This is a genomic window from Microbacterium sp. zg-Y625, assembly GCF_030246925.1.
GTDB lineage: Bacteria > Actinomycetota > Actinomycetes > Actinomycetales > Microbacteriaceae > Microbacterium > Microbacterium jiangjiandongii.
Genome location: NZ_CP126740.1, coordinates 2,413,401 through 2,434,026, shown reverse-complemented (window position 1 = coordinate 2,434,026; position 20,626 = coordinate 2,413,401). Strand labels below are relative to the sequence as shown.

Annotated in this window: 25 protein-coding genes; 9 read left to right on the top strand and 16 right to left on the bottom strand. The window is 72.2% G+C overall.

The genetic code is table 11. The features are described 5' to 3' along the window. Positions 1-3 precede the first annotated feature (3 nt). The 8 genes from QNO14_RS11275 to QNO14_RS11240 form a co-directional block, all read right to left on the bottom strand. Positions 4-486 (bottom strand): DUF2243 domain-containing protein, encoded by a 483-nt coding sequence (locus QNO14_RS11275; RefSeq protein WP_257505371.1) that lies wholly within the window; start codon positions 484-486, stop codon positions 4-6. Next, a complete protein-coding gene (locus tag QNO14_RS11270) occupies positions 483-620 on the bottom strand; it encodes a hypothetical protein (RefSeq protein ID WP_257494223.1) in 138 nt (45 codons plus the stop codon). Before QNO14_RS11270 ends, QNO14_RS11275 begins: the two co-directional genes overlap by 4 nt. 113 nt (positions 621-733) lie before the next feature. Next, positions 734-1,312: a DUF2238 domain-containing protein gene (locus tag QNO14_RS11265; RefSeq protein ID WP_257505370.1), complete on the bottom strand. Its 579-nt coding sequence runs from the start codon at positions 1,310-1,312 to the stop codon at positions 734-736. Further along, positions 1,309-2,154, bottom strand: coding sequence for an endonuclease/exonuclease/phosphatase family protein (locus tag QNO14_RS11260; RefSeq protein WP_257505369.1), 846 nt, complete (start codon positions 2,152-2,154; stop codon positions 1,309-1,311). Before QNO14_RS11260 ends, QNO14_RS11265 begins: the two co-directional genes overlap by 4 nt. Beyond that, a complete protein-coding gene (locus QNO14_RS11255) occupies positions 2,151-2,951 on the bottom strand; it encodes a glycosyltransferase family 2 protein (protein WP_257505368.1) in 801 nt (266 codons plus the stop codon). Before QNO14_RS11255 ends, QNO14_RS11260 begins: the two co-directional genes overlap by 4 nt. 181 nt (positions 2,952-3,132) lie before the next feature. Continuing rightward, positions 3,133-3,822 carry a hypothetical protein gene (locus QNO14_RS11250; RefSeq protein ID WP_257505367.1) on the bottom strand — a complete coding sequence of 230 codons (690 nt, stop codon included), beginning with the start codon at positions 3,820-3,822 and terminating at the stop codon, positions 3,133-3,135. 84 nt (positions 3,823-3,906) lie between these two features. After that, on the bottom strand, positions 3,907-4,914 hold the full coding sequence (locus tag QNO14_RS11245; RefSeq protein WP_257505366.1) for a sensor histidine kinase: 1,008 nt from the start codon (positions 4,912-4,914) through the stop codon (positions 3,907-3,909). Continuing rightward, complete coding sequence (locus QNO14_RS11240) at positions 4,911-5,615, bottom strand: response regulator transcription factor (protein WP_257505365.1); 705 nt, start codon at positions 5,613-5,615, stop codon at positions 4,911-4,913. The genes QNO14_RS11245 and QNO14_RS11240 overlap by 4 nt, the downstream gene beginning before the upstream one ends. A gap of 105 nt (positions 5,616-5,720) precedes the next feature. On the opposite strand from QNO14_RS11240, the gene QNO14_RS11235 reads away from it, so the two are divergent. The 3 genes from QNO14_RS11235 to QNO14_RS11225 all read left to right on the top strand — a co-directional run bounded on the left by QNO14_RS11235 (position 5,721) and on the right by QNO14_RS11225 (position 7,541). After that, positions 5,721-6,110, top strand: a complete 390-nt coding sequence (locus QNO14_RS11235) for a nuclear transport factor 2 family protein (protein ID WP_257505364.1) — start codon at positions 5,721-5,723, stop codon at positions 6,108-6,110. Between the two features lie 107 nt (positions 6,111-6,217). Continuing rightward, a complete protein-coding gene (locus tag QNO14_RS11230) occupies positions 6,218-6,697 on the top strand; it encodes a pyridoxamine 5'-phosphate oxidase family protein (RefSeq protein WP_257494232.1) in 480 nt (159 codons plus the stop codon). Further along, positions 6,690-7,541 carry an SDR family NAD(P)-dependent oxidoreductase gene (locus QNO14_RS11225; protein WP_257494294.1) on the top strand — a complete coding sequence of 284 codons (852 nt, stop codon included), beginning with the start codon at positions 6,690-6,692 and terminating at the stop codon, positions 7,539-7,541. The genes QNO14_RS11230 and QNO14_RS11225 overlap by 8 nt, the downstream gene beginning before the upstream one ends. Positions 7,542-7,587: 46 nt before the next feature. Here QNO14_RS11225 and QNO14_RS11220 read toward each other — a convergent pair whose 3' ends face one another. From QNO14_RS11220 to QNO14_RS11210, 3 genes are all read right to left on the bottom strand, one after another. Continuing rightward, a complete protein-coding gene (locus tag QNO14_RS11220; RefSeq protein WP_257494233.1) occupies positions 7,588-7,920 on the bottom strand; it encodes a hypothetical protein in 333 nt (110 codons plus the stop codon). A 111-nt stretch (positions 7,921-8,031) separates the two neighbouring features. Beyond that, positions 8,032-8,586 carry a peptide-methionine (S)-S-oxide reductase MsrA gene (msrA, locus tag QNO14_RS11215; RefSeq protein WP_257505363.1) on the bottom strand — a complete coding sequence of 185 codons (555 nt, stop codon included), beginning with the start codon at positions 8,584-8,586 and terminating at the stop codon, positions 8,032-8,034. 182 nt (positions 8,587-8,768) lie between these two features. Beyond that, positions 8,769-9,905, bottom strand: coding sequence for a helix-turn-helix transcriptional regulator (locus QNO14_RS11210; RefSeq protein ID WP_257505362.1), 1,137 nt, complete (start codon positions 9,903-9,905; stop codon positions 8,769-8,771). Between the two features lie 147 nt (positions 9,906-10,052). Between QNO14_RS11210 and QNO14_RS11205 the strand changes: the two genes are divergently transcribed. From QNO14_RS11205 to QNO14_RS11195, 3 genes are all read left to right on the top strand, one after another. Continuing rightward, positions 10,053-11,426, top strand: a complete 1,374-nt coding sequence (locus QNO14_RS11205; protein WP_257505361.1) for an FAD-binding oxidoreductase — start codon at positions 10,053-10,055, stop codon at positions 11,424-11,426. A 187-nt stretch (positions 11,427-11,613) separates the two neighbouring features. Then, positions 11,614-11,997 (top strand): PPOX class F420-dependent oxidoreductase, encoded by a 384-nt coding sequence (locus QNO14_RS11200; RefSeq protein WP_257494238.1) that lies wholly within the window; start codon positions 11,614-11,616, stop codon positions 11,995-11,997. A 153-nt stretch (positions 11,998-12,150) separates the two neighbouring features. After that, positions 12,151-13,437 (top strand): M18 family aminopeptidase, encoded by a 1,287-nt coding sequence (locus tag QNO14_RS11195; RefSeq protein ID WP_257505360.1) that lies wholly within the window; start codon positions 12,151-12,153, stop codon positions 13,435-13,437. 62 nt (positions 13,438-13,499) lie between these two features. Here QNO14_RS11195 and QNO14_RS11190 read toward each other — a convergent pair whose 3' ends face one another. The 3 genes from QNO14_RS11190 to QNO14_RS11180 are packed head-to-tail and all read right to left on the bottom strand — an operon-like array spanning position 13,500 to position 15,201. Beyond that, positions 13,500-14,033, bottom strand: coding sequence for a GNAT family N-acetyltransferase (locus QNO14_RS11190; protein WP_257494240.1), 534 nt, complete (start codon positions 14,031-14,033; stop codon positions 13,500-13,502). A 30-nt stretch (positions 14,034-14,063) separates the two neighbouring features. Beyond that, entirely contained in the window at positions 14,064-14,549 is a 486-nt protein-coding gene (locus tag QNO14_RS11185) for a tetratricopeptide repeat protein (RefSeq protein WP_257505359.1), read from the bottom strand. A 43-nt stretch (positions 14,550-14,592) separates the two neighbouring features. Beyond that, entirely contained in the window at positions 14,593-15,201 is a 609-nt protein-coding gene (locus QNO14_RS11180) for a putative glycolipid-binding domain-containing protein (protein WP_257505358.1), read from the bottom strand. 168 nt (positions 15,202-15,369) lie between these two features. On the opposite strand from QNO14_RS11180, the gene QNO14_RS11175 reads away from it, so the two are divergent. Both QNO14_RS11175 and QNO14_RS11170 read left to right on the top strand, forming a co-directional pair. Then, positions 15,370-16,002, top strand: a complete 633-nt coding sequence (locus tag QNO14_RS11175) for a PadR family transcriptional regulator (protein WP_257494243.1) — start codon at positions 15,370-15,372, stop codon at positions 16,000-16,002. 26 nt (positions 16,003-16,028) lie between these two features. After that, the gene (locus QNO14_RS11170) at positions 16,029-17,750 is read left to right on the top strand and encodes an ABC1 kinase family protein (protein ID WP_257505357.1); all 1,722 of its coding nucleotides are present in this window, start codon (positions 16,029-16,031) and stop codon (positions 17,748-17,750) included. A 44-nt stretch (positions 17,751-17,794) separates the two neighbouring features. Here the strand turns inward: QNO14_RS11170 and QNO14_RS11165 are convergent, their stop codons facing one another. Together QNO14_RS11165 and QNO14_RS11160 are read right to left on the bottom strand one after the other, a co-directional pair. After that, positions 17,795-18,154 carry a nuclear transport factor 2 family protein gene (locus QNO14_RS11165; RefSeq protein ID WP_257505356.1) on the bottom strand — a complete coding sequence of 120 codons (360 nt, stop codon included), beginning with the start codon at positions 18,152-18,154 and terminating at the stop codon, positions 17,795-17,797. Positions 18,155-18,309: 155 nt separating this feature from the next. Then, positions 18,310-19,659 carry an HNH endonuclease gene (locus tag QNO14_RS11160; protein ID WP_257505355.1) on the bottom strand — a complete coding sequence of 450 codons (1,350 nt, stop codon included), beginning with the start codon at positions 19,657-19,659 and terminating at the stop codon, positions 18,310-18,312. A 136-nt stretch (positions 19,660-19,795) separates the two neighbouring features. Between QNO14_RS11160 and QNO14_RS11155 the strand changes: the two genes are divergently transcribed. Then, positions 19,796-20,611, top strand: a complete 816-nt coding sequence (locus QNO14_RS11155; RefSeq protein ID WP_257505354.1) for a MerR family transcriptional regulator — start codon at positions 19,796-19,798, stop codon at positions 20,609-20,611. Positions 20,612-20,626: the final 15 nt, after the last annotated feature.

Below are 20,626 nucleotides of genomic sequence, written 5' to 3'. Positions count from 1 at the left end.
CTGCTAGCGGACGGAGGACGCGACGCGCACCGGTGCGGTGCTGCGCGTGAGGTGGACGAGCACGGCTCCGGCGACGATCATCGCGGCGGCAGCGAGGTTCCAGACCAGGTCGTAGACGAAGACGTCCTCGACGTAGCGGATCTCGTGGATGCCGAACACCTTGTGGTGCACCGTGCCGTCGTACAGCTGGAAGACGCCCGCGCCGAGCAGCACGCCGCCGGTCCATCGCCGCCAGTGCAGGGCGTCGTGGCGGCGCAGGTCCGCCAGCAGGAACAGGCCCGCGATGGTCGCGAACCAGCTCACCGCGTGGAAGATGCCGTCGGAGACGAGGCCCATCGCGGGCGTCGACAGGTCGTAGAAGTGATGCCAGTGCAGCAGCTGGTGGAAGACGGCCTCGTCGATGAACGCGATGAGGCCGACGCCGAACAGCACGCCGGACCAGAGGTTCTGCGCCGATCGGGTGCTCCGCGTCGTCGGCGCGCTCATCCTCCGGACGGGTTGTCGACCGGACGGTCGTCGTCGTCGGTGGTGTCGGGCTGCTCGGGCGCGCCACCCGAAGCGGTGTCCGCCTCGAGGTCGCCGTCGGGTGTGCCCTGCGTGTTCTGCGTGTCGTCGGACATGATGCCTCCGTCTGCGAGCAATGGGTCCCCCCAGTAGAGCACCGGTGCCGTCGGGGTACCCGGGCCTTGCGCGCCGCGGGGGGATGTGTCAGGCCGGTGGCGGCGCGAACCGGTCAGGCGTCGGGGCGGTCGAGGCGCACGAACGCCAGCACGATGCCCGAGACGAGGGAGCCGAGCCCGCCGACGGCCATGTCGCCGATCGTGTCCGGATAGGTCACGAAGATCTCGTCGGTGATGAATGCGTAGCCGACCCACTCGATCATCTCCCAGACGGCGCTCGCCGCGAGTCCCAGCACGGTGACCAGCACGATGGCCGTGCGTCGCGCAAAGCCCTCGGTACGCGGGTCGGGGGTGATCGAGAACCGGACGAGCGCGAGGTAGGAGATCGCCGCGAGCACCGCTGTGCAGGAGAAGTGCAGGATGAGGTCCCAGTTGTCGATGGTGCGGTAGAGGTCCAGCACGTTGCTCCACGCCGCCGTCAGCACGACGACCTGGTAGACGATGTCGAACGACGAGCGGACGCCGATGAAGCGAGGCACCAGCAGCGCCGGCAGGGCGAGGGACAGGATGCCGGCGTCGGTCGCGGTGCTCCAGATCGACGCCGCGATGACGCTGAGGAGCCCGACGAGCCGCAGCGCGTCGGCGATGACCTCGCTCACCGTCTGCGGCGGCCGCAGGAAGTTCTCGATCACGGGCTGCTCTCCGATCGCGGCATCCGCACGACGGCCTGCACGGGAAAGTGGTCCGACGCCCAGCCGCCGTCCACCGGGTGCGCGTTGACGGCCGCGGTGACGACGGTGGCAGCGGGCGAGACGGCGATCCAGTCGATGCGGTCACGGCCCGGGCGGGGCGGGCGGTACCCGCCGTAGGTTCCCCATTCCGGGGTGAGACGGTCGGTCGCCGCCGTCCAGGCGTCGACCAGCGTGCCGTCGGAGAGGAGGTCGTGCAGCGCGGGGGAGGAAGGACCCGCGTTGAGGTCGCCCATCACCAGGGCCGGCCGTGGCTGCGCGGCGATGAGGCGACGGATGTGCTGGGCGCTGCGCAGCCGGGCGCGCGCGGAGAACACGTCGAGGTGGGTGTTCATCACCAGGAACGCAGCCGAGGTGGCCCGGTCGCGGAAGGAGGCCTGCACGAGGATGCGAGGGATGACGTTGCCCCAGGTGGCGGATCCGGGCTGGTCGGGGCGGTCCGACAGGGCGGACTGCTGCCAGTCGATCAGCTCGAGCCGCTCGGCGTCGTAGAACAGCGGACAGGCCTCGCCCGAGCCGCCGGCGTCGCGCCCGTGGCCGACGGAACGGTGGCTCGGACCGAGGGCCGCGGCGATCGCGGCGGCCTGGTCGGGCAGCGCCTCCTGCGCACCGAGAAGCGTCGGCCGCTCCGCGCGCAGCACGGCGCGAAGGCGAGGGCGACGCCGCGCCCAGCGGTCGGCGGGCCGGGTGAGCAGCGCCGGCATCCGCCGCCTGACGTTGAACGTCATGACATGCAGGTCGGGTGCGGCCACCGGGCCGATGAGGGGGCGGGGGGAGTCGCTCATCGGCCGGAGCGGCTTCGGGTGGGAGACGGGCCGCGCCTGTGCAGGGCGCGCTGCAACGCCAGCTTCTGCCAGCGCACCGGCGGGAAGTCCTCGGGCCAGTGGATGACGACGGTGTGGTGGCCGCGCCAGACCCGTCGCCGGAACCCCACGCGGTCGCCGAACGGGCGCATCGAGATGCCCATCGCCGCGTGCGGCAGGTACCGGATGCGGTGGCGCAGCCCCAGGTGGAACGCCAGGTCGAGGTCGTCGTGCACCTCGGGGTCGTGGCGGTGCACCTCGTGGCGCACGTCCCGCCAGGCCGAGGCGCGGAAGGCGAGGTTGGATCCGAACAGCGGCAGGTGGCCGAGGGCCGAGAAGGTCACGGCCGCGTAGGCGCCGAGGTAGAGGGCGGCCAACGGGCGCCGGAGGCGCCGCGGACCGTCGATGAACCGCGCGCCGCCGGTGAAGGCCGACACGTCGGCTTGCCGCTCCAGCGCCTCGGACATCGTCTGCACCCAGGTGTGGGAGGGCAGGCTGTCGGCGTCCAGACGAAGAATGATGTCGCCGCGTGCGGCGTCGTACCCGCAGGAGCTGGCGGCCGGGATGCCGCGCTCGTCGCAGCGCACCACGCGCGCCCCCGCGGCGCGGGCGACCTCGGCCGAGGAATCGGTGGAGCCGTTGTCGACGACGACGATCTCGTCGGGCAGGCGCGTCTGCAGCGCCAGGGCGCGCAGGCAGCGGCGCAGCTCGGTGTCGTCGTCCTTCACCGGGATCACCACCGAGACGGTCGTCCTCGTCCCGGTCTCTGCGGCGGTCACGTCATCCCCTCGATGGCACGTTCTGCCACGGTACCCACCGGCTGGTCACCGGCTGGGCGGTTGACGCGGCGCGTCCCGCTCCGGTAGTCCCGCGCGCAGGCGGACGACGACTTCGCCCGACCGCTGCGACGCGAAGCGGCCACGCCCGGGGTGAGGGCGTGGCCGTCGCGGGGGGTTCGGGTCAGAAGCGGAAGGCGCTGGTCTGCGTCGCGTCGTCGTTCGACTGCTCGTCGGAGTGGCGGTCGCCGGGGCCGCGGCGCTCGGGGCGGCCGTCGTCGTCGCGGGTGTCGTCCTCAGACTCGGCGTCCGGCGCCTCGGATCCGCCGTCCTCGGGTGCGACGTCGGACTCGCTGTCCTCGGGTGCACCGGGGCGGTGCATATCGCCGTGCATGTCGCCGCGCATGTCGCCGCGGGGTCCGCCGTGGCCGAAACGACCGGAGTCGCCGGACTCGTCGCCCCGGGGCATCTCGCCGGACTCGTCGCCCCGCGGCAGCTCGCCGCGCTCGCCGAGCTGCCAGGACTCGCTGTCGCCCGGGTTTCCGGCGAGCGTCGGCTCCACGGCGTTCGAGACGCCCCAGCCGGCGCCGAACCCGATGCCCAGCAGCACGACACCGGCGGCGACCCCACCGGTCACCTTCACCCAGGTGCGCTGGGCGAACGGCTTCTCGTCGCGGGCGGCCTTCGCGTCGGCCTTCGCTGCCGTCGCTGCGGCGTCGGCCTGCGCGGCGGAGGCCTGCGCGTCGGCCCGCGCGGCCGCCTGCTGCTCGGGCATGGGCGGGCGCGGCGGCAGCGGCGTCGTCGCAGCGGTCGGCGTGCTGTCGGGGGCGGGAGTGGTTTCCTTGTTCTCGTTGGGGGTGGTGTTCTCAGGCATGCCCACACTTTCGCGCGCGCGTTCAAAGACAGCGCCAAGAGTCCGCCGGTCAGGGGGAGTCCATAGGTCCGTCCATGCGAACCCTCAGCCCTGCGGCCCTCCGCCGCGGGCGGGAAGCGTGAGCAGAAAGGTCGTGCCCGCCGGGGAGGTGGTCTCGACCTGCACCGAGCCGCCGAAGCGGGTCGCGATGTCGCGGACGAGCGCGAGCCCGAGCCCGAATCCCCGCCCTTCGCCGGGTGCCGCCGACCGCGCGAAGCGCTCGAACAGCCGGTCGGTGTCGATGCCCGTGATGCCCGCGCCCTGATCGACCACGCGGATCTCGACCCGCCGACCCGCCGCGCGTGCCGTCACCTGCACGGCACCGCCCCGCGGGGAGTGGCGCACCGCGTTGTCGAGCAGCGCGATGAGCGCGCGCGTCAGCGCGGCGCCCTCCGCGCCGACATCGAGCCCCGGGGCCACGTCGACGTAGATGGTCACCCCTGCCTCCGCCGCCTGAGGAGCGAGGACGGATGCCGCGTCGTGCGCGGCCGACGCGACCGACGCGACCGCGCGCCGGTCGTCGTCGCGCGCGCCGGCGGCCTCGGCGGTTTCGAGCAGGTCGGTGAGTGCGGCATCCATCACCGCGGCATCCCGCCGCAGGTCGGCGAGCACCGAGGACACGTCACCGCCGCGTTCGGCGCGGTGCTGCGCGAGCTGGATGCGGCTGGTCAGCGTGGTCAGCGGGGTGCGCAGCTCATGGCTCGCGTCGGCGACGAACGCCCGCTGCACGCGGAGGGCTTCAGCCAGGGGCAGGGCCGCGCGCTGGGCGGCGTACCAGGCGATGACGGCGAGGGCCACGACGCCGAGCACGCCGAGCGCGAGGGCGACCGGTGCCACCTCGTCGAGGTCGATGACGCGTGCCCCCGGCCCGCCGCCCTCGCGGGGCGGCCGCCGGTCCGGGCGCGAGGCGGCGATCATCACGGCGACGGTCGCCACCGTGATGATCGCGACGACGGCCGCGGAGGCCAGCCCCACCCACAGGCCCGCCCGCAGCGCCGCCTGATCCACCCGCCGGCGGTCGGCGGCGGTCGCGGCATCCGCCCGCCTGCTCATCGCGGGGCTCCCGCCCGGTAGCCGCGGGCGCGGACGGTCTCGATGATCTCGGGGGTGGATTTGCGCCGGATGTAGTGCACGTAGGTGTCGACGGTGGCGGCGGAGCCGCCGGGGAACACCGCGTCGACGATCTCCTCGCGGGTGAAGACGTGCTCGGGGCTGGAGGTGAGCAGCTCCAGCAGCGCCGTCTCGGCCTGGGTGAGGGCGAGACGCCCCGTGGCGGGGGAGTACAGCGCCTGGGTCCCCGGCGTGAAGACCCAGTCGCCCAGCTCCCGTCGGTCGGCAGCCGGACCCCGGCCGCGGCGCAGGGCACGCAGGCGTGCGCGCAGCTCGGCGAAGTCGAACGGCTTCACGAGGTAGTCGTCCGCACCGGCATCCAGCCCGCTCACACGGTCGTCGACGGCGCCGAGCGCGGTGAGCATGATGACCGGCGTGGCGATGCGGGCGGTGCGCACCGCGTGCAGCAGGTCGACTCCCGACATGCCGGGGAGGCGCCGGTCGACGACCATCACGTCGTAGCGTCGCCCGAGTGCCAGGCGTCGTCCTTCCTCGCCGGTGGCGGCGTGGTCGATGTCGTACTCGTCGGAGAGGACCTCGACGACCATCGCCGCGGTCTCGGGTTCGTCCTCGACGTAGAGCAGGCGGGGCTTCGCGGAGCGCGGGCCGGATGCCGGTGCGTCGGCCGTTGCGCCCGCCCTCATTCCCGCCGCCCGCTCCGGTCCATCCGCCCAGGCTAGGAGAGCGGAGAGGCGCCGGAAAGGGAGTCGGCCGTTGAGTCCCGGCCGCGGGATGCGCAGACTGGCGCCATGGATGTCAACGTCTCGGAACTGCTCCGTCTGGAAAACGCCGGCTGGCAGTCGCTGTGCGACGGCAGCGGCGGCGACTTCTACGGGACGGTGATGACCGACGACGGCCTGATGGTGCTCGCCGACGGCTCGGTGCTCGACCGCGCGCAGGTGATCGCCTCGCTCGCAGACGCGCCGGCATGGTCCGCGTACGAGATCACCGACGAGCGGCTGGTCGAGATCGGTCGGGATGCGGCCGCCTTCGTGTACCGGGGGCGCGCCTTCCGCGCCTCGGGCGGTCCGCCGTTCCAGGCCCAGATGTCGAGCGTCTACGTGCGCCGGGACGGGGAGTGGCGGCTGGCGCTGTACCAGCAGACGCCGGTGCCGAGCGAGGACAGCGTCGAGCTGTGATTCGGCCATGAAGCACGCGGAATCCGTTGTCAACCCGTTCCACGGGGCCGTCGGGCGCGATGGGATGGCGTTACTGCTTCTCACCGCTTCGAGGAAAGGACCGCCCCATGGCTGACACGGACGAGCTGCAGAAGCTGAACGAGCTGCTCAAGAAGTTCCGCTTCGCGATGGTGACCACCCGCGCCGAGGACGGCACGCTCACCGCGCACCCGCTGACGGTGCAGGAGACCGAGTCCGACGGCGACCTGTGGTTCGTCATCGGCCGTCACGCGTCCGCCGCGCAGCACGTGCTGCGCGACCCGCACGTCGGGGTCTCGTTCAGCTCGAGCGACGCGTGGATGTCGCTGGCGGGCCACGCGGAGATCGTGGACGACACCGCCAAGCTCAAGGAGCAGTGGAATCCCGCGCTGGCGGCGTGGTTCCCGGAGGGGCCCGAAGACCCCGAGATCGTGCTGCTGAAGGTCAACGCCGAGAGCGGCGAGTACTGGGACAGCCCCGGCGGCCGCATCGCGAGCGTTCTGGCCTTCGTCAAGCACAAGGTCACCGGCGAGCGCCTCGAGGGCGAGAACGAGAAGTTCGATCTCTGAGTCGGCACGCGCGGCGGCGGGCGGGCCGCGCACGATCGTCATCACCGGAGCCAGCGACGGCATCGGCGCCGCGGCCGCCCGGCAGCTGCACACAGCGGGGGAGCGGGTCGTCGTGGTCGGGCGCAACCCCGACAAGACGCGCCAGGTCGCCGAGGAGATCGGGGCGCCGTGGCATCTGGCGGATTTCGCGCACCTCGACCAGGTGCGCGATCTCGCCGCGGTGCTGCGGGAGTCCTATGAGCGCATCGATGTGCTCGCCAACAACGCCGGCGGCATCTTCGGGCCGCGGCAGCTGACCGACGACGGCTTCGAGGTCACGTTCCAGGTGAACCACCTCGCGGGGTTCCTGCTGACGAACCTGCTGCGGGACCGGCTCATCGACTCGGGTGCTGCGGTCATCCAGACGTCGAGTGTGGCCGCGCAGAGGTTCGCGCGGTTCGACATCGACGACCTGCAGGGGGTGCGGAGCTATTCCGCGGGAGCGGCCTACGGCAACGCCAAGCTGGCGAACGTGCTGTTCACGAAGGAGCTGCACCGCCGGTTCTCGCGGGAAGGCCTGCACGCCGTGGCCTTCCACCCTGGAGCTGTGGCGACGAGCTTCGCGGGGGCGTCCGACGGGCCGTGGCGGTTCATGTACACCAACCCGCTCACGACGCGGCTGCTCACCACGCCCGAGCAGGGCGGGTCGCGGCTGACCTTCCTCGCTGCGGGCGTGCCCGGCATCGACTGGCGGCCGGGCGGCTACTACGCGCGCAACAAGCCGGCGCGCACCAACCCGCTCGCCGCAGACCCGGCCCTGGCGCGGATGCTGTGGGAGCGCAGCGCCGAGATGGTGGGGCTCTGACGGTCGGTTGCTGATGCGCGCGCGGTCGGCCTCGCGGTGGTCGCGCTCAGCGCTCGATGCCGCGGGCCGGCCGCACCGTCCAGCCCACCCGGGTGAGGGCGGCGGCCAGCCGGTCGGCGTGCTGCTGGGCGTGCACCGGAGAGATGTCGGAGCAGACGTCGATCGCGAGCGGCGGCGGGTCGGCGAATTTCGGGATCTGCACCTCGGCCCAGGCGTCGGGGGCCAGGCCGACGCGGGGGAACGCGGTGCCGGCGTTGTCGATGACCGCATCGGCGACGAAGGCGATCACGTCGAGCGCGTCGAGCTTGGTGACCGGCATGTCGACCACCAGGGTCACGGCGTGCGGGCCGCCGGGGGTGTCGCGCGGCGGGACGGTCATCGTGACATCCTCGTCAGCTCGCGCCGGGGACGCCAGCCCCGATGTCGGCGTCAGCGGCGACGGTCCCGCCGCGCGCCGGCAGGCGATGCGCGGCGGGCTGTGGTCAGCCGCTCAGCTCACGGCATCCTCGCGCTTGGGCAGCACCCAGCCGGGACGCACGAAGTGGCATGTGTAGCCGTGGGGGATGCGCACCAGGTAGTCCTGGTGCTCGGGCTCGGCCTCCCAGAAGGGACCGGCGGGCTCGATGGTCGTGACCACCTTGGCGGGCCAGATGCCCGAGGCATCCACGTCGGCGATCGTCTCGCGCGCGATGTGCTCCTGCTCGGGGGTCAGCGGGAAGATCGCCGAGCGATAGCTCGTGCCGACGTCGTTGCCCTGCCGGTTGAGGGTCGATGGGTCGTGGATCTGGAAGAAGAACGCCAGGATGTCGCGGTACGTCGTCTGGGTGGGGTCGAAGACGATCTCGACCGCCTCGGCGTGGCCGGGGTGGTTGCGGTACGTGGCGTGGTCGTTCTGTCCGCCGGTGTAGCCGACGCGGGTGCTGATGACGCCCGGCTGGCGGCGGATGAGGTCTTCGACGCCCCAGAAGCATCCGCCGGCCAGGACGGCCGTCTCGGTGCCGGGGGTGCGGGTGATGGCTCCGGTGTCGGTGGGTCCGCTCGTCATGGTGCGTGCTCCTCGTTCGTGTCGATCTGCAGTATCTCAGCCCGGCGTGTGGTCGCGGGTGACGCCCGCGGTCGCGGCGTCATAGAGGGCAACGGATGCCGGTGCCGTTTTGGTCCCGTGAAGCTGGGAGCGGGCCGTGAGTTCGGGTGGGACGGGCGGACGGGCTCGCCGCCGGGCACCGGTCATGTCGCGTGGGCCTGCCAGCCACCGACCCCGAGCGTGGCGCCCGTCCGCGTGACGAACTGGTCGAAGTACACCCGTGACACCAGTTCGCGCCGGCTCGTGACGCCCGCCTTGTCGAACACCGACTTGAGGTGGTCCTGCACGGTGTACGGCGACACGTGCATCGCCCCGGCGATCTCGCGGGTGTCCGCACCGCGCAGCACCATGCCCACGACTTCACGCTCGCGCACCGTCAGACCGAACGCCGCGGCGACGAGGTCGATCACCTCCTGCGGGCGGGCCTCTTCGATCGTCACGACCACGTCGCCGACGCGCTCGCCGCTGCCGCCGAGGGGTGCCGCGTGCAGCACGAGCCACACTCCGTCGTGTCGGCGGGCACGCACACGCGGCATCCGGTCGCCGTCGCCGCGCGCCATGCGGCGGGCTGCGCTCACGAGTGCCTGCACCGACACCAGCGGGTCGCCCATGCCGGGGTCGGTCGACATCTGCTGCAGGTGGTCGGCGGCGGCGGGGCTCGACTGCACGACGCGGTCGTGCGCATCGACCACGATCACCGCAGGTCCCCCGGCGCCGATCACGTCGTCGTGCCGGCTCTGCTGTGCAAGCAGACCGGTGCGGATGCCGCGGGTGAAGGCAGGGGCCACCACGGCGATGAACGCGAGCTCGTCGGGGGAGAAGGGGGCGTCGTCGCTGCCTCGGAAGAGTGCCAGGGCGCCCCACGCCCCGTTGCGGTCGGTGAACACGGCGCGCGCCTCATCGTGGAAGTCGAAGTGGGGCTGCAGCAGCCGCGACATGCGCAGCGACCGTTCGGGGTCGCCGGCGGTCGCCTCGTGCACGCCGATGGCGACGTCGCCGTCGGCCAGCATCGCGCTGTAGGCGGTGGGCTCGTCGCCGCCGTACTCGATCTGCGCCCACAGGATGTCGCCCTCATTGCGTCCGGTGAGGGCGCCGAGCTTCGACGTGCTCGAGACCATCGCCGTGGCCGGGTCGAGCGTCGACAGGCACGCGGCGACGAACGGCACGGCGGTCTGCAGGGCGGATGCCGCTTCATCGGCGAAGTGCAGTAGCGGCAACCCGGCGCGCGACATCACATCGATGTCGCTGCGCGCGCGACCCAGGGCGATCGCCGAGGCCATGCAGCCAGTGTGCGCCGGGGAGCGGGGTTTCACCATCCCCCAGGTATCTGGGACTGACGAACTCCCTCCCGCACTGGGATGGTGGCAGTCGTCGCCACCTGGGCAGACTCGTCGACGGCCCATTCGCCGACAGGATCGGAAACCGTCATGACCGTGCAAGACCTACCCGTCGACACGCGCGCCGCACAGCTGCGAGAGGCGCTCGGCGACCGCATCGTGCTCACCGGAGACGCCGAATACGACACCGCCCGCCTGGCCTGGAATCTGGCGGTCGATCAGCGGCCGTTCGCCGTCGCCCGGCCGGAGAGCGCCGAAGACGTCGTCGCCGTCGTGCGTGCCGCGACGGCGGCGGGGCTGCGCCTCGCGCCGCAGTCGACTGGGCATGCCGCGGTGGCGTTGTCGGCATCGGACCTGTCCGATGTCGTGATCGTGAACCTGACGCGTCTGCGCGGGGTGACGGTGGACCCGACCGCCCAGACCGCGCGGGTGCTGGGCGGATCGCAGTGGATCGATGTGGTTGCGGCATCGGCCCCGCACGGGCTCACGGCGCTGCACGGCAGCGCGGGCGACGTCTCGGTCGTCGGCTACTCCCTCAGCGGCGGGCTGTCGTTCTACGCCCGCGCGCACGGGCTGGCCGTCGGGAGCGTCCGCGAAGTGCAGCTGGTGACCGCCGATGGCGCGCTCGTGCGTGCGAGCGCCGACGAGCACAGCGACCTGTTCTGGGCGGTGCGCGGCGGAGCCGGCGCGTTCGGCATCGTCGTGTCGGTCGAGATCGACCTGCTGCCGTACGCCGACGTCGTCGCCGGAATGCTGCTGTGGGACGTGTCGCACGCCGCGGTGGTCACCCACGCCTGGGCGCAGTGGACGGCGACGGCGCCCGAGAGCGTCACGACGTCGTTGCGCATCCTGCACCTGCCGCCGCTGCCCGAGCTGCCGCCGTTCCTCAGCGGCAGGTCGCTCGTCGTGATCGACGGGGCGATCCTCGAGACGGATGCCGCGGCATCCGCCCTGCTCGAACCGCTGCGTGCGCTGGCGCCGGAAGTGGACACCTTCGCTCGGGTGCCCGCGGCGGCGCTCATCGAGGTGCACATGGACCCGCCCGCGCCGACGCCCGCCGCGTCGAGCCATGCGGTGCTGTCCGGGCTTCCGGCCGACGCCGTGGATGCCTTCGTCGCCGGCGCCGCGACGCCCGGGCTGTTCGTCGCCGAGTTGCGTCACATCGGCGGCGCGGCGGCCCGGCCGGCTGCCGATGGCGGCGCCGTGTCGGCCATCGCGGGGGAGTACGTCGTGCAGGGGGTGGCGATCGTGCCGGCGCCGGAAACCGCCTCGGCGGCGGATGCCGCGGTGCACGCCGCTGTGGCGGCGCTGGAGCCGTGGCACGCCGACGCCGTGGCGCTGACGTTCATCGACAGCACCGACACAGACGCTGCGCCCGCCTATGGCGCGGGGCTGGAACGGCTGCGGCAGCTGAAGGCCGAACACGACCCGGTGGGGGTGTTCGTGTCTGCGCGTCCGGTCTAGGGCGCACCCGCGCCGCCCGCGCGGGCCGGCCGCCTCGGGTGTTCGGTGGTCGCGAACGTGCCTGCGTGGGCGTGGCTCTGGGCCATGTGCGACGACGGAGCGCCGCGGCATCCGACCCCTCGCCGCGGCGTCCATGCGCAGGCCGGCGCCGTCACGCGTCCAACCCGCGTCGGGGGAGAATGGTCGGGTGCCTGCTGCGCTGAGTGACCTCGTCGATTCCGAGTACGTGCTGCTCACCACGTTCCGCAAGACCGGCGTCGGCGTCGGTACCCCGGTGTGGGCCGCGCCCGATGGCGACGAACTGCTCGTCACCACCGGCGGCGAGTCGGGCAAGGTCAAGCGACTGCGTCACTCGGCGCGCGTCACGCTCACGCCCTGCGACGTCCACGGCAACGTGGCCGAGGGTGCCCCAACCGTCGAGGCGACGGCTGTCGTGCGCACCGACGACGAGACCATGGCGCGCCTCGACCGGGCGCTGAAGGCCAAGTACGGCATGAAGTACACGATGATCCGTGCGGCGCAGAAGGTGCGCCGCACGACCGGATCGTCGGTCGCCGTCGTGATCAGCTGACCGGCGCTTCACGCAGCGCCGGGGGTCAGGCGCCCCATGCGCACCAGGATCTCGAACCGGTCGCGCACCCCCCAGTGCTCCACGCCACCGCGCCCGCGGCATCCCGCGAACTACGATCGAAGCACCGCTGCCCGCCACCTGAGGAGTCCCGCCGTGCCCGCTGCCGCTGACGCACTCGCCCACGCCGACGATCTCGCCGCGTTCGTCGCGGCGTCGCCGTCGAGCTTCCACGCCGCCGCCGCGGTGGCAGAGCGGCTGGTGGAGGCCGGTTTCACGCCGCTGAGCGAGAGCGAGCCGTGGCCGGATGCCGCCGGCGGCCGCTTCCTGGTGGTGCGCGACGGCGCCGTGATCGCGTGGGTCGTCCCCACGAGCGCGACGGCGCAGACGCCGGTGCGGGTCTTCGGGGCGCACAGCGATTCGCCCGCGTTCAAGCTCAAGCCCCAGCCGACGACCGGGTCGCTCGGATGGCTCCAGGCGGGCGTCGAGGTTTACGGCGGTCCGCTTCTGAACTCGTGGCTCGACCGCGAGCTGCGCCTGGCGGGCCGGCTCGTGCTCGACGACGGCACGTCGGTGCTGACGGCGACGGGCGCGCTCCTGCGGCTGCCGCAGCTGGCGATCCACCTCGACCGCGAGGCCAACGACCACCTCGCGCTCGACAAGCAGACGCAGACCCAGCCGGTGTGGGGCCTCGGCGAGGCGGACTCGGCCGACCTGCTGGGCGAGCTCGCGCGCGAGGCGGGGGTGGATGCCGCCCGCATCCGCGGCTACGACATCGTCACCGCCGACGCCGCCCGCGGTGTCGTCTTCGGTCGCGACGACGTGTTCTTCGCCTCCGGTCGACTGGACGATCTGGCATCCGTCCATGCTGGCGTCGTCGCGCTGGCGCGCGCCGCCGACGGCTTCGACGCCGAGCACATCGCGATGCTCGCCGTGTTCGACCACGAGGAGGTCGGGTCGGGCACGCGTTCGGGCGCCGCGGGGCCGTTCCTCTCCGACGTGCTGGAGCGGGTGTGGCTGGGGCTCGGTGCCGACCGCGAGGCCCAGCTGCGCGCGATGGCCGCGAGCTGGTGCGTCTCGAGCGACGTGGGGCACGCGGTGCACCCGAACTACCCGCAGAAGCACGACCCGGTGGTGCGTCCGCGACTCGGCGGCGGACCGATCCTCAAGATCAACGCGAACCAGCGGTACGCGACGGATGCCGTGGGTGCGGCCGCCTGGAACGGCTGGTGCGCCGACGCCGGGGTGACGTCGCAGGAGTTCGTCTCCCACAACGCGGTGCCGTGCGGGTCGACGATCGGCCCCATCACGGCGACGCGGCTCGGGATGCGCACGGTGGACGTCGGCATTCCGATCCTCTCGATGCACTCCGCGCGGGAGCTCGCGGGCGTGAGCGACCTGTGGGATCTGCAGCGCGTGGCCGAGGTCTTCTTCCGCGGCTGACCCCGCTGACCGGCTGAACCGCGGCGCCGCGGGCGCCGCCTGTGCCCGGTCGCCGGCGCGCCTCAGGCGCGGGGGAGCGGGGCGACGTCGGGCGCCGGATCCGTCGCGAGCCGGGCGTGCAGCTCGACGTCGAAGCGCTCCTCGCCGTAGCGGAGCTTGGCTCGCTCGAGGCCTTCGCGTGCGAATCCCGCACGCGTGGCGACCCCGCACGAGGCGGGGTTGTTGACGCGGTGGCCGAGCTCGAGCCGGAAGAGGCCGGCGTGGGCGAACCCCCAGTCCGACGCCGCCGCGAGCGCGCGGGTGGCCAGGCCGCGGCCGCGGGCGGCGGAAGCCAGCCAGTACGACACCCACGCGGTGTCATGGCGCCGGTCGATGTGGGTCAGCGCGATGCTGCCGATCGGGACACCGTCGTCGACGACCGCCCAGACACGCCGCGCCGGACCCGCACGCAGGGATCCGCCGATGAACGCACGCGCGTCGTCGGCCGATGCCAGCCGCGACACCGGCAGCTGAGTGGCCAGGTCGGGTGTCGAAGCCACCGCGTCGACCAGTGCGGGCGCGTCCGCGGCGGCCCAGGCGCGCAGCAGGGTGGTCATGCGATCAGCGTAGGGTGCGCAGCGCCCGGATCAGGACTCGGTGAGGGCGGCGGCGTAGGCGCGGATCGACCGGTTGTAGCGGGGGAGAGTCGGCTCCACGGCCTCGATCGCGACGCGCAGGGCTTCGTCGTGGCGGCCCGCGCTGTGCAGGGCGAGGGCGAGGAACACCGCCGGCGCCGACCCCACCGCGGGGTGCGACCCGGCGGCGCGCAGCATCGCGATGGCCTCGTCGGTGCGGCCCAGGTTGCGCAGCGTCGAGGCGTGCTGCACCGCCAGCTGTGCGGCGCGGGCGGGATCGATCTCGGCCAGACCCGCCGCCGTTGCGGCCGCGTATTGCGCGTCGGCATCCGCCTCATCGCCGGCGGAATCCAGCGCGCCCCCGAGTTCGAACGCACCGAGCGCCGGGTGGGGTGCGTCGGATGCCAGCGCGCGCATGCGGTCGACGCGCGCGCGGTCGTCGATCGTCGTGTCCGCCCAGAGAGCGGCGACCTGCTGTTCCCATTCGGCGGCGGTCATCCCGCCAGCGTATTGCGGAGTGGAGCGACGCTCGAAGCGCGCGTCACGCGTCGGTGTAGAAGCGCCAGGCCAGCCCGGGGTAGTCGACGACCATGCCGTTGTGATCCACCGAGAGGTCGGAGGTGAAGCTGCCATCGCGGTTGGCATACGTGACCGTGCGGCGACCGTCGGTCTCACGGGAGCTGTACGTCTGCTCGCTGCGGCTGACCTTCAGCGAGGGGACGTCGACCATCGCCATCGTCAGCGACGTCTCGACGCGGTCCCTGCGGTGCAGGTCGAGGCGCCGGATCGGCATGGCGTTGGTCACGGGGCAGAGGCCCAGGTCGCAATCGACGGCGCCGCTCAGGTCGAGGTCGTCGTCCATCCCCGGGTCGGGCAGGTCGACGCTGCCGGTGTGGGTCCCCGTTGCGCGCCAGTCGCCGTCGCGGCTGCGGCGTAGGTCCAAGGAGCGCGACCAGCCTTTGCCGAGCGAGCGCACCCGCAGGTGGTCGGTGAGCCAGCCGTCGCCGACGTCGAGCGTCCAGGACATCGTGTATCCGCGGGTGACCGAAGACCCGTGGGCCTGCATCCCCTGGTCCCGGAACCGCACGTAAGCGGTGTCGACCCGCGACGGGTCGTCTTCGCCCCGCCACTGGTATCGCTCGCTCTTCATTCTTCGTGTCTACCCCCGCCCCTCGGCGGAGGCAATGGGCTTGACCGAGCGCGCCCCGCGCCTGGCATCCTGCCCCTGCACCCGAGTCGACGACCCCCTGTCGCAATCGCTCTGAGCGATATATCGTCAAGTATCGGTGAGACTCACCGACTCTTGAGGGGGAACACCATGAGCGGTTCATTCGGCACAGACGGATTCGGCGGCGGCCCGGGCGGCGGCGGTCGCGGCGGCGGCTTCGGCGCAGGGCAGGGCGGCTTCGGCGGCGGCTCGCACGGCTTCGGCATCGGCGACCTCGGTCAGGGCATGTGGGATGCCGTCGACCAGCTGCGCCGCGCCTTCGAGCCCCGGCCCAGCGGCGGCAGCCGGATGGGACGCGGCGACGTGCGCGTGGCGGTGCTGACGCTCCTCGCGGAGCGGCCGATGCACGGCTACCAGATCATCCAGGAGATCGAGGACCGCAGCGGCGGCTCGTGGAAGCCGAGCGCCGGCAGCGTCTACCCGACGCTGCAGCTGCTCGCTGACGAGGGTCTGATCACCGCTGAGGAGGCCAACGGTCGCAAGACCTACGCCCTCACCGAGGCGGGGCGCATCGAGGCGGATACCGTGGCCGGCAAGTCCGCGCCCTGGGAGGGGCAGTCCAAGGAGAACGCGCGCATGACGGCGCTGCCGAAGGCGGGCATGGAGCTGGCGCAGGCGGCGACGCAGGTGGGTCGCTCGGGCACGCCCGAGCAGGTGCAGGAGGCCGTCGAGATCCTCAACGACGCACGGCGTCGCCTGTACGCCCTTCTCGCGCAGAGCTGACCCGCGTGACGGGGGAGCGTCGGGGGTTGCGTGAGAGCATCCCCGGCGTCGGCGACACCCGCGCCCGATACCGGCGCATTCTGCGCTTCGCCGCGCGCTACCTCGTGCAGTCGTGGTGGTTCGAGCTGTTCCTGCCGCGCTTCGGCCTCGGGCGTTTCGTCGCCCGGGGCCGTGCGGCGCGAATGACGCGCATCGCGCAACGCTTCCACGTGCTGGCGGTCGACCTCGGCGGGCTCATGATCAAGGTGGGGCAGTTCATGTCGTCGCGCCTGGACGTGCTGCCGCCGGAGATCACCAAGGAGCTCGAGGGCCTGCAGGACGAGGTGCCGCCGGTGCCGTTTCCCGCCATCCGGGGGGCCGCGGAGGGCGAGCTCGGGATGCCGCTGGATCTGGCCTACGCCTGGTTCGACGAGGTGCCCGTTGCCGCGGCATCCCTCGGTCAGGCACATCGCGCGCGGCTTGCCGCTCTCGATGAGGAGATCAGCGGGTTCGACGAGGTAGTGGTGAAGGTGCAGCGGCCCGGCATCCAGGAGATCGTCGACGTCGATCTCGCGGCGCTCCGCCGGGTGGGGCGGTGGCTCAGCCGAGTGCAGGTCGTCGCGCGTCGCGTGGACATGCCCGCGCTCGTGGAGGAGTTCGCCGCGACGAGCATGGCTGAGATCGACTACCTGCTCGAGGCGGGGAACGCGGAGCGCTTCGCCGAGAACGCCGCCCGTGACGCTCGCGTGTCGGTGCCCGAGGTGGTGTGGGAGCGGACGACGCGGCGCGTGCTCACCCTGTCTGATGTCACCGCGATCAAGATCAACGACGTCGACGCGCTGCGGGCGGCGGGCATCGACCCGTCGGAGGTGGCGCACACCTTCGCGTCCGTGATGTTCGAGCAGCTGTTCGGCGACGGGTTCTTCCACGCCGATCCGCACCCGGGCAACATCTTCGTCACGCCCCTGGGTGCCGCCGGGGTTGGGCCGGGTGCCGCTGCCGCGCCGCCCTGGCAGCTGACGTTCATCGACTTCGGGATGATGGGCGAGGTCACCCCGAAGCTGCGGCGGGGGCTGCGCAGGCTCGTGATCGCGGTCGCTTCGCAGGACGGCAAAGGGCTCGTGGACAGCATCGGCGACGTGGGTGTGCTGCTGCCGTCGGCCGACACGCGGGAGCTGGAGCGGGCGATGACGCAGCTGTTCGCCCGGTTCGGGGGGATGGGGTTCGCCGAGCTGCAGCAGGTGGACCCGAAGGAGTTCCGCGACTTCGCGGTGGAGTTCGGCGACGTCGTGCGCGACATGCCGTTCCAGCTGCCGGAGAACTTCCTGCTCATCATCCGCGCGATGTCGCTCGTGTCGGGGGTGTGCAGCGCGCTGGAACCGGGGTTCAACATGTGGGAGGCGATCGAGCCGTACGCCGATCAGCTGATGCGTGACGAGCGCGGCAATGTCGTGCAGGACGTGGCCCGTCAGGCGCTGGCGACGGCGGCGATCTCGGCGGCGCTGCCGCAGCGGATCAACGGCGTGATCGAGCGGATCGATGAGGGCCGCATCGCCGTGGAGACGCCGCGGATCGACCGTCGCCTGGCCCGGCTCGAGCGGGCGGCGCGCCGGATCGTGTCGGCGATCCTCTTCGGCGGGCTGCTGGTGGGCGGGGTGCTGTTGCGCCCCGAGGACGAGGTGTTCGGCACGGTGCTCATGGTGGGATCGGTGCTGCCGTTGCTGCACGCGGTGTTCGCCGGGATGGTCGGTCCGCGCGGACCGGCGTGAGTCCGGTGCTGTCGGGCCGGGTCCGGCCGGGCGACGGTTGACGCTCAGGCCGAGTCGGGCTCGGAACGCGCCCTGCACCACTCGACGAACTTCTTCGCTCGTCCGTCGGGGGCGAAGTGCACCTCCCAGAGGTTCACGTAGTCGGTGGCGCCCGGGTAGTCGATCGTGCCGGTGACGATGCCGACCTCGTCGTTCTCGACCAGAACGTCGAGTTGGTGCTGTGGGTCAGCGCCTTCGGACTCCGGCCAGGCGGCGAGGATCGCGTCGATCCCGCGCGCCGGGTCGGGGTCGTCGGGGCGGAACCAGTACTCGGCGTCATCGGTGAAGATGGCGCGGACATCGTCGGGGTTCTCGGTCTGCCAGGCGGTGATGTATCCGTCCAGCCATGCGCGTGTTCTGCTCATGCGGATGGTCTACTCCGGCGTGCGGACACCGTGCGGCGGGGTTGACAGAGCGGTCCGGGCGGTGCGCCTCAGCACGGGCCGGGCGGTGCGCCTCAGCGCGGGGTGATCTACACCGGAGCTCAGCGGCAGGGGATGCCAGCAGCGTCGCTGCGACCTCAGAAGGGTGCGGGATCGAACTCGTCGGGTTCGGTGGCGAAGGCGACCTCGCTCACCGGCCGATCGATGTAGACCCGGCCGGTGGGCGAGGTCCATTTCAGGACGCCGCCACCGAGCTGTTCCACACGCCACGTCGAATGGTGCTTTCCGGTGTGATGTCGCTCGCAGAAGTGGGCGAGATTGCAGACGGCAGTCGGCCCGCCCCGCGCGTGGTCGATCGTGTGATCGATGTCGCACAGCCGAGCCGGCACCCGGCAGGCGATGAATCGGCAGTGCTGATCGCGGGTGCGCAGGTAGCGGCGCATCTCTTCGGAGGGGCGGTAGCGGTCGACGGCGAGGACCGCGCCCGAGATCGGGTGGGTGAGGATGCGGTCCCACCCGGGTGCGCCGGCCGCGAGAGCGCGTGCCGTCGCGGCGTCGATGGGGCCGTGCCCGACGAGCGTGGTGGATTCGAAAGGATCGGCCACGTGGTCGCCGATGAGCGTGAGGACCGGCACCGTGACCTGCACGTTCGCGCGGATCGAATCCAGCCCGCCGGGGATGGCGACGGACGAGGGCTCGCCGGTGAGCAGCAGGTCACTCAGCGCGTCGGCGCGCAGTTCGTTCAGGGTGCGGGTGTCGGGGGCGGCATCCGCCTGCACGGTGTCGGCCGGGATGAGGGCCTCGTCGTCGCCGGCGCCGCGAGACGTCTGGGCGATTCGGGCGATCTGCGAGATGCGGTCGTACCCGCCGTGGGCGAGCGGGGCAGGCAGGACCGCGACGAGTTCGGCCATTCCATCGTCGAGGTCGGTGAGGGAGACGCCGCGCCGCAACCGCGCCTGCTGATGGCGCTCGTCAACGGTGGTGTCGGAGAACCACTGGGCGCGGAGCCGCGCGATCGGTGCCACCCGCGTCGCCGCTTCGGATTCGGCGTAGGGCAGGATGGCGGCTTCGTACTCGGCGCGCAGTTCAGAACGCGTGATGATCGCGCCGTTGCTGACGATGACCCGCACGTGGGCGCTGGAGATGCGGCCGGCTTCGAGTGAGGCGAGGGTAGCCGGGTAGTCGTTGACGAGGGTGGCGGCGTCGCCCATCTGCCGCTGCACGGTGCGGTCGCTGACCCGCCAGGCGGCGGCGATCTCGGACGCCGCGATGCGGTGCGGCATCTCGGCTTCGGATCGGTGCTGCAGTCCGGCATCCGTCACCCAGTCGTCGACGATGGCGTCGGTCGCCGCGAGCAGTCGAGCCTCGTGTGCCTGCAGGCGCGCCATCTGCTCCCGCACCCCGATGAGATCGGGGAGCACCTCGGCGAGCCGGTCGACAGCGCGCGCAGCGGCTTCGTCGGCGGGGAGGTAGCTGGTCTTCGGCATGCATCCATTATCGCGCGAACCTCGGACATATGTTCGAGTATGCGAGGATCTGTGGACAACTTCTTTCACGGGTAACAGGGGTGCCGGGTGCTCGTCGATTTGATCCTCCCGCAGGGGGAGGCGGGATGCTTGACCCATGCTGACGATCGGTGAATTCGCGGGTGTGACGGGGCTGAGCGTGAAAGCGCTGCGGCACTACGACGACAAGGGAGCACTGAGCCCAGCGGACGTCTCGCACCCGGGCGGCCACCGCCGGTACGACGAAGCCCAGGTCCGTGCGGGCGTGCTCGTGAAGACACTGCGCGATGCCGGCGTGTCCCTTCCCACCGTTGCCGCTGCCGTGGCGAACGGCACCGCGATGGAGGAGCTGCAGGCCCACCGCCGGGACGTTCTGCGGGCGCGGGAGGCTGAGGATGCCGCGTTCGACCGTGCGTGCGCCGTGCTGCGCGCGCTGAGCGTGCCTGTCGAGGTGGTGGAGCGCGAGATGCCCGCGCAGGCCTATGTGGGGCGGGTACTGACCCTCGATCCCGATGGCGCCGATCCGGTGGACGACGACGAGGCGAACGCCGCGTTCGGCGAACTCTTCGAGCGCGTGCAGGGTGCCGGGCTGGGTCCGGCCGGCATGTTCTGGACCGCGATGCGCGAAGGCGAGCGCGGGGCGGTGGACCTGGTCTGCTGTTGGCCGACGCTCGTCCGGGCTGGAGCGGACTGGCACGAGGGTGACACCATCGTCGGCGAGTTGCCGGCGCGTCGCGAGCTCACCGCTATCTGGCGCGCGTCCAGCGCGGACCTGCCCGACGGTGCGGTGCACCCGGCGTCGGTGGCGCTCTTCGACCGGATCGGCGACCGCCGGATGGATACGGGCGGATTCGAGGTGCGCCAGAACGTGGTGTCCGCCGCTGGGCGCGACGCTGCCGTCGAGGTCTCGGTGACGCTCGCGCCGCACGAGTGACGCGAGTGGTCGGCG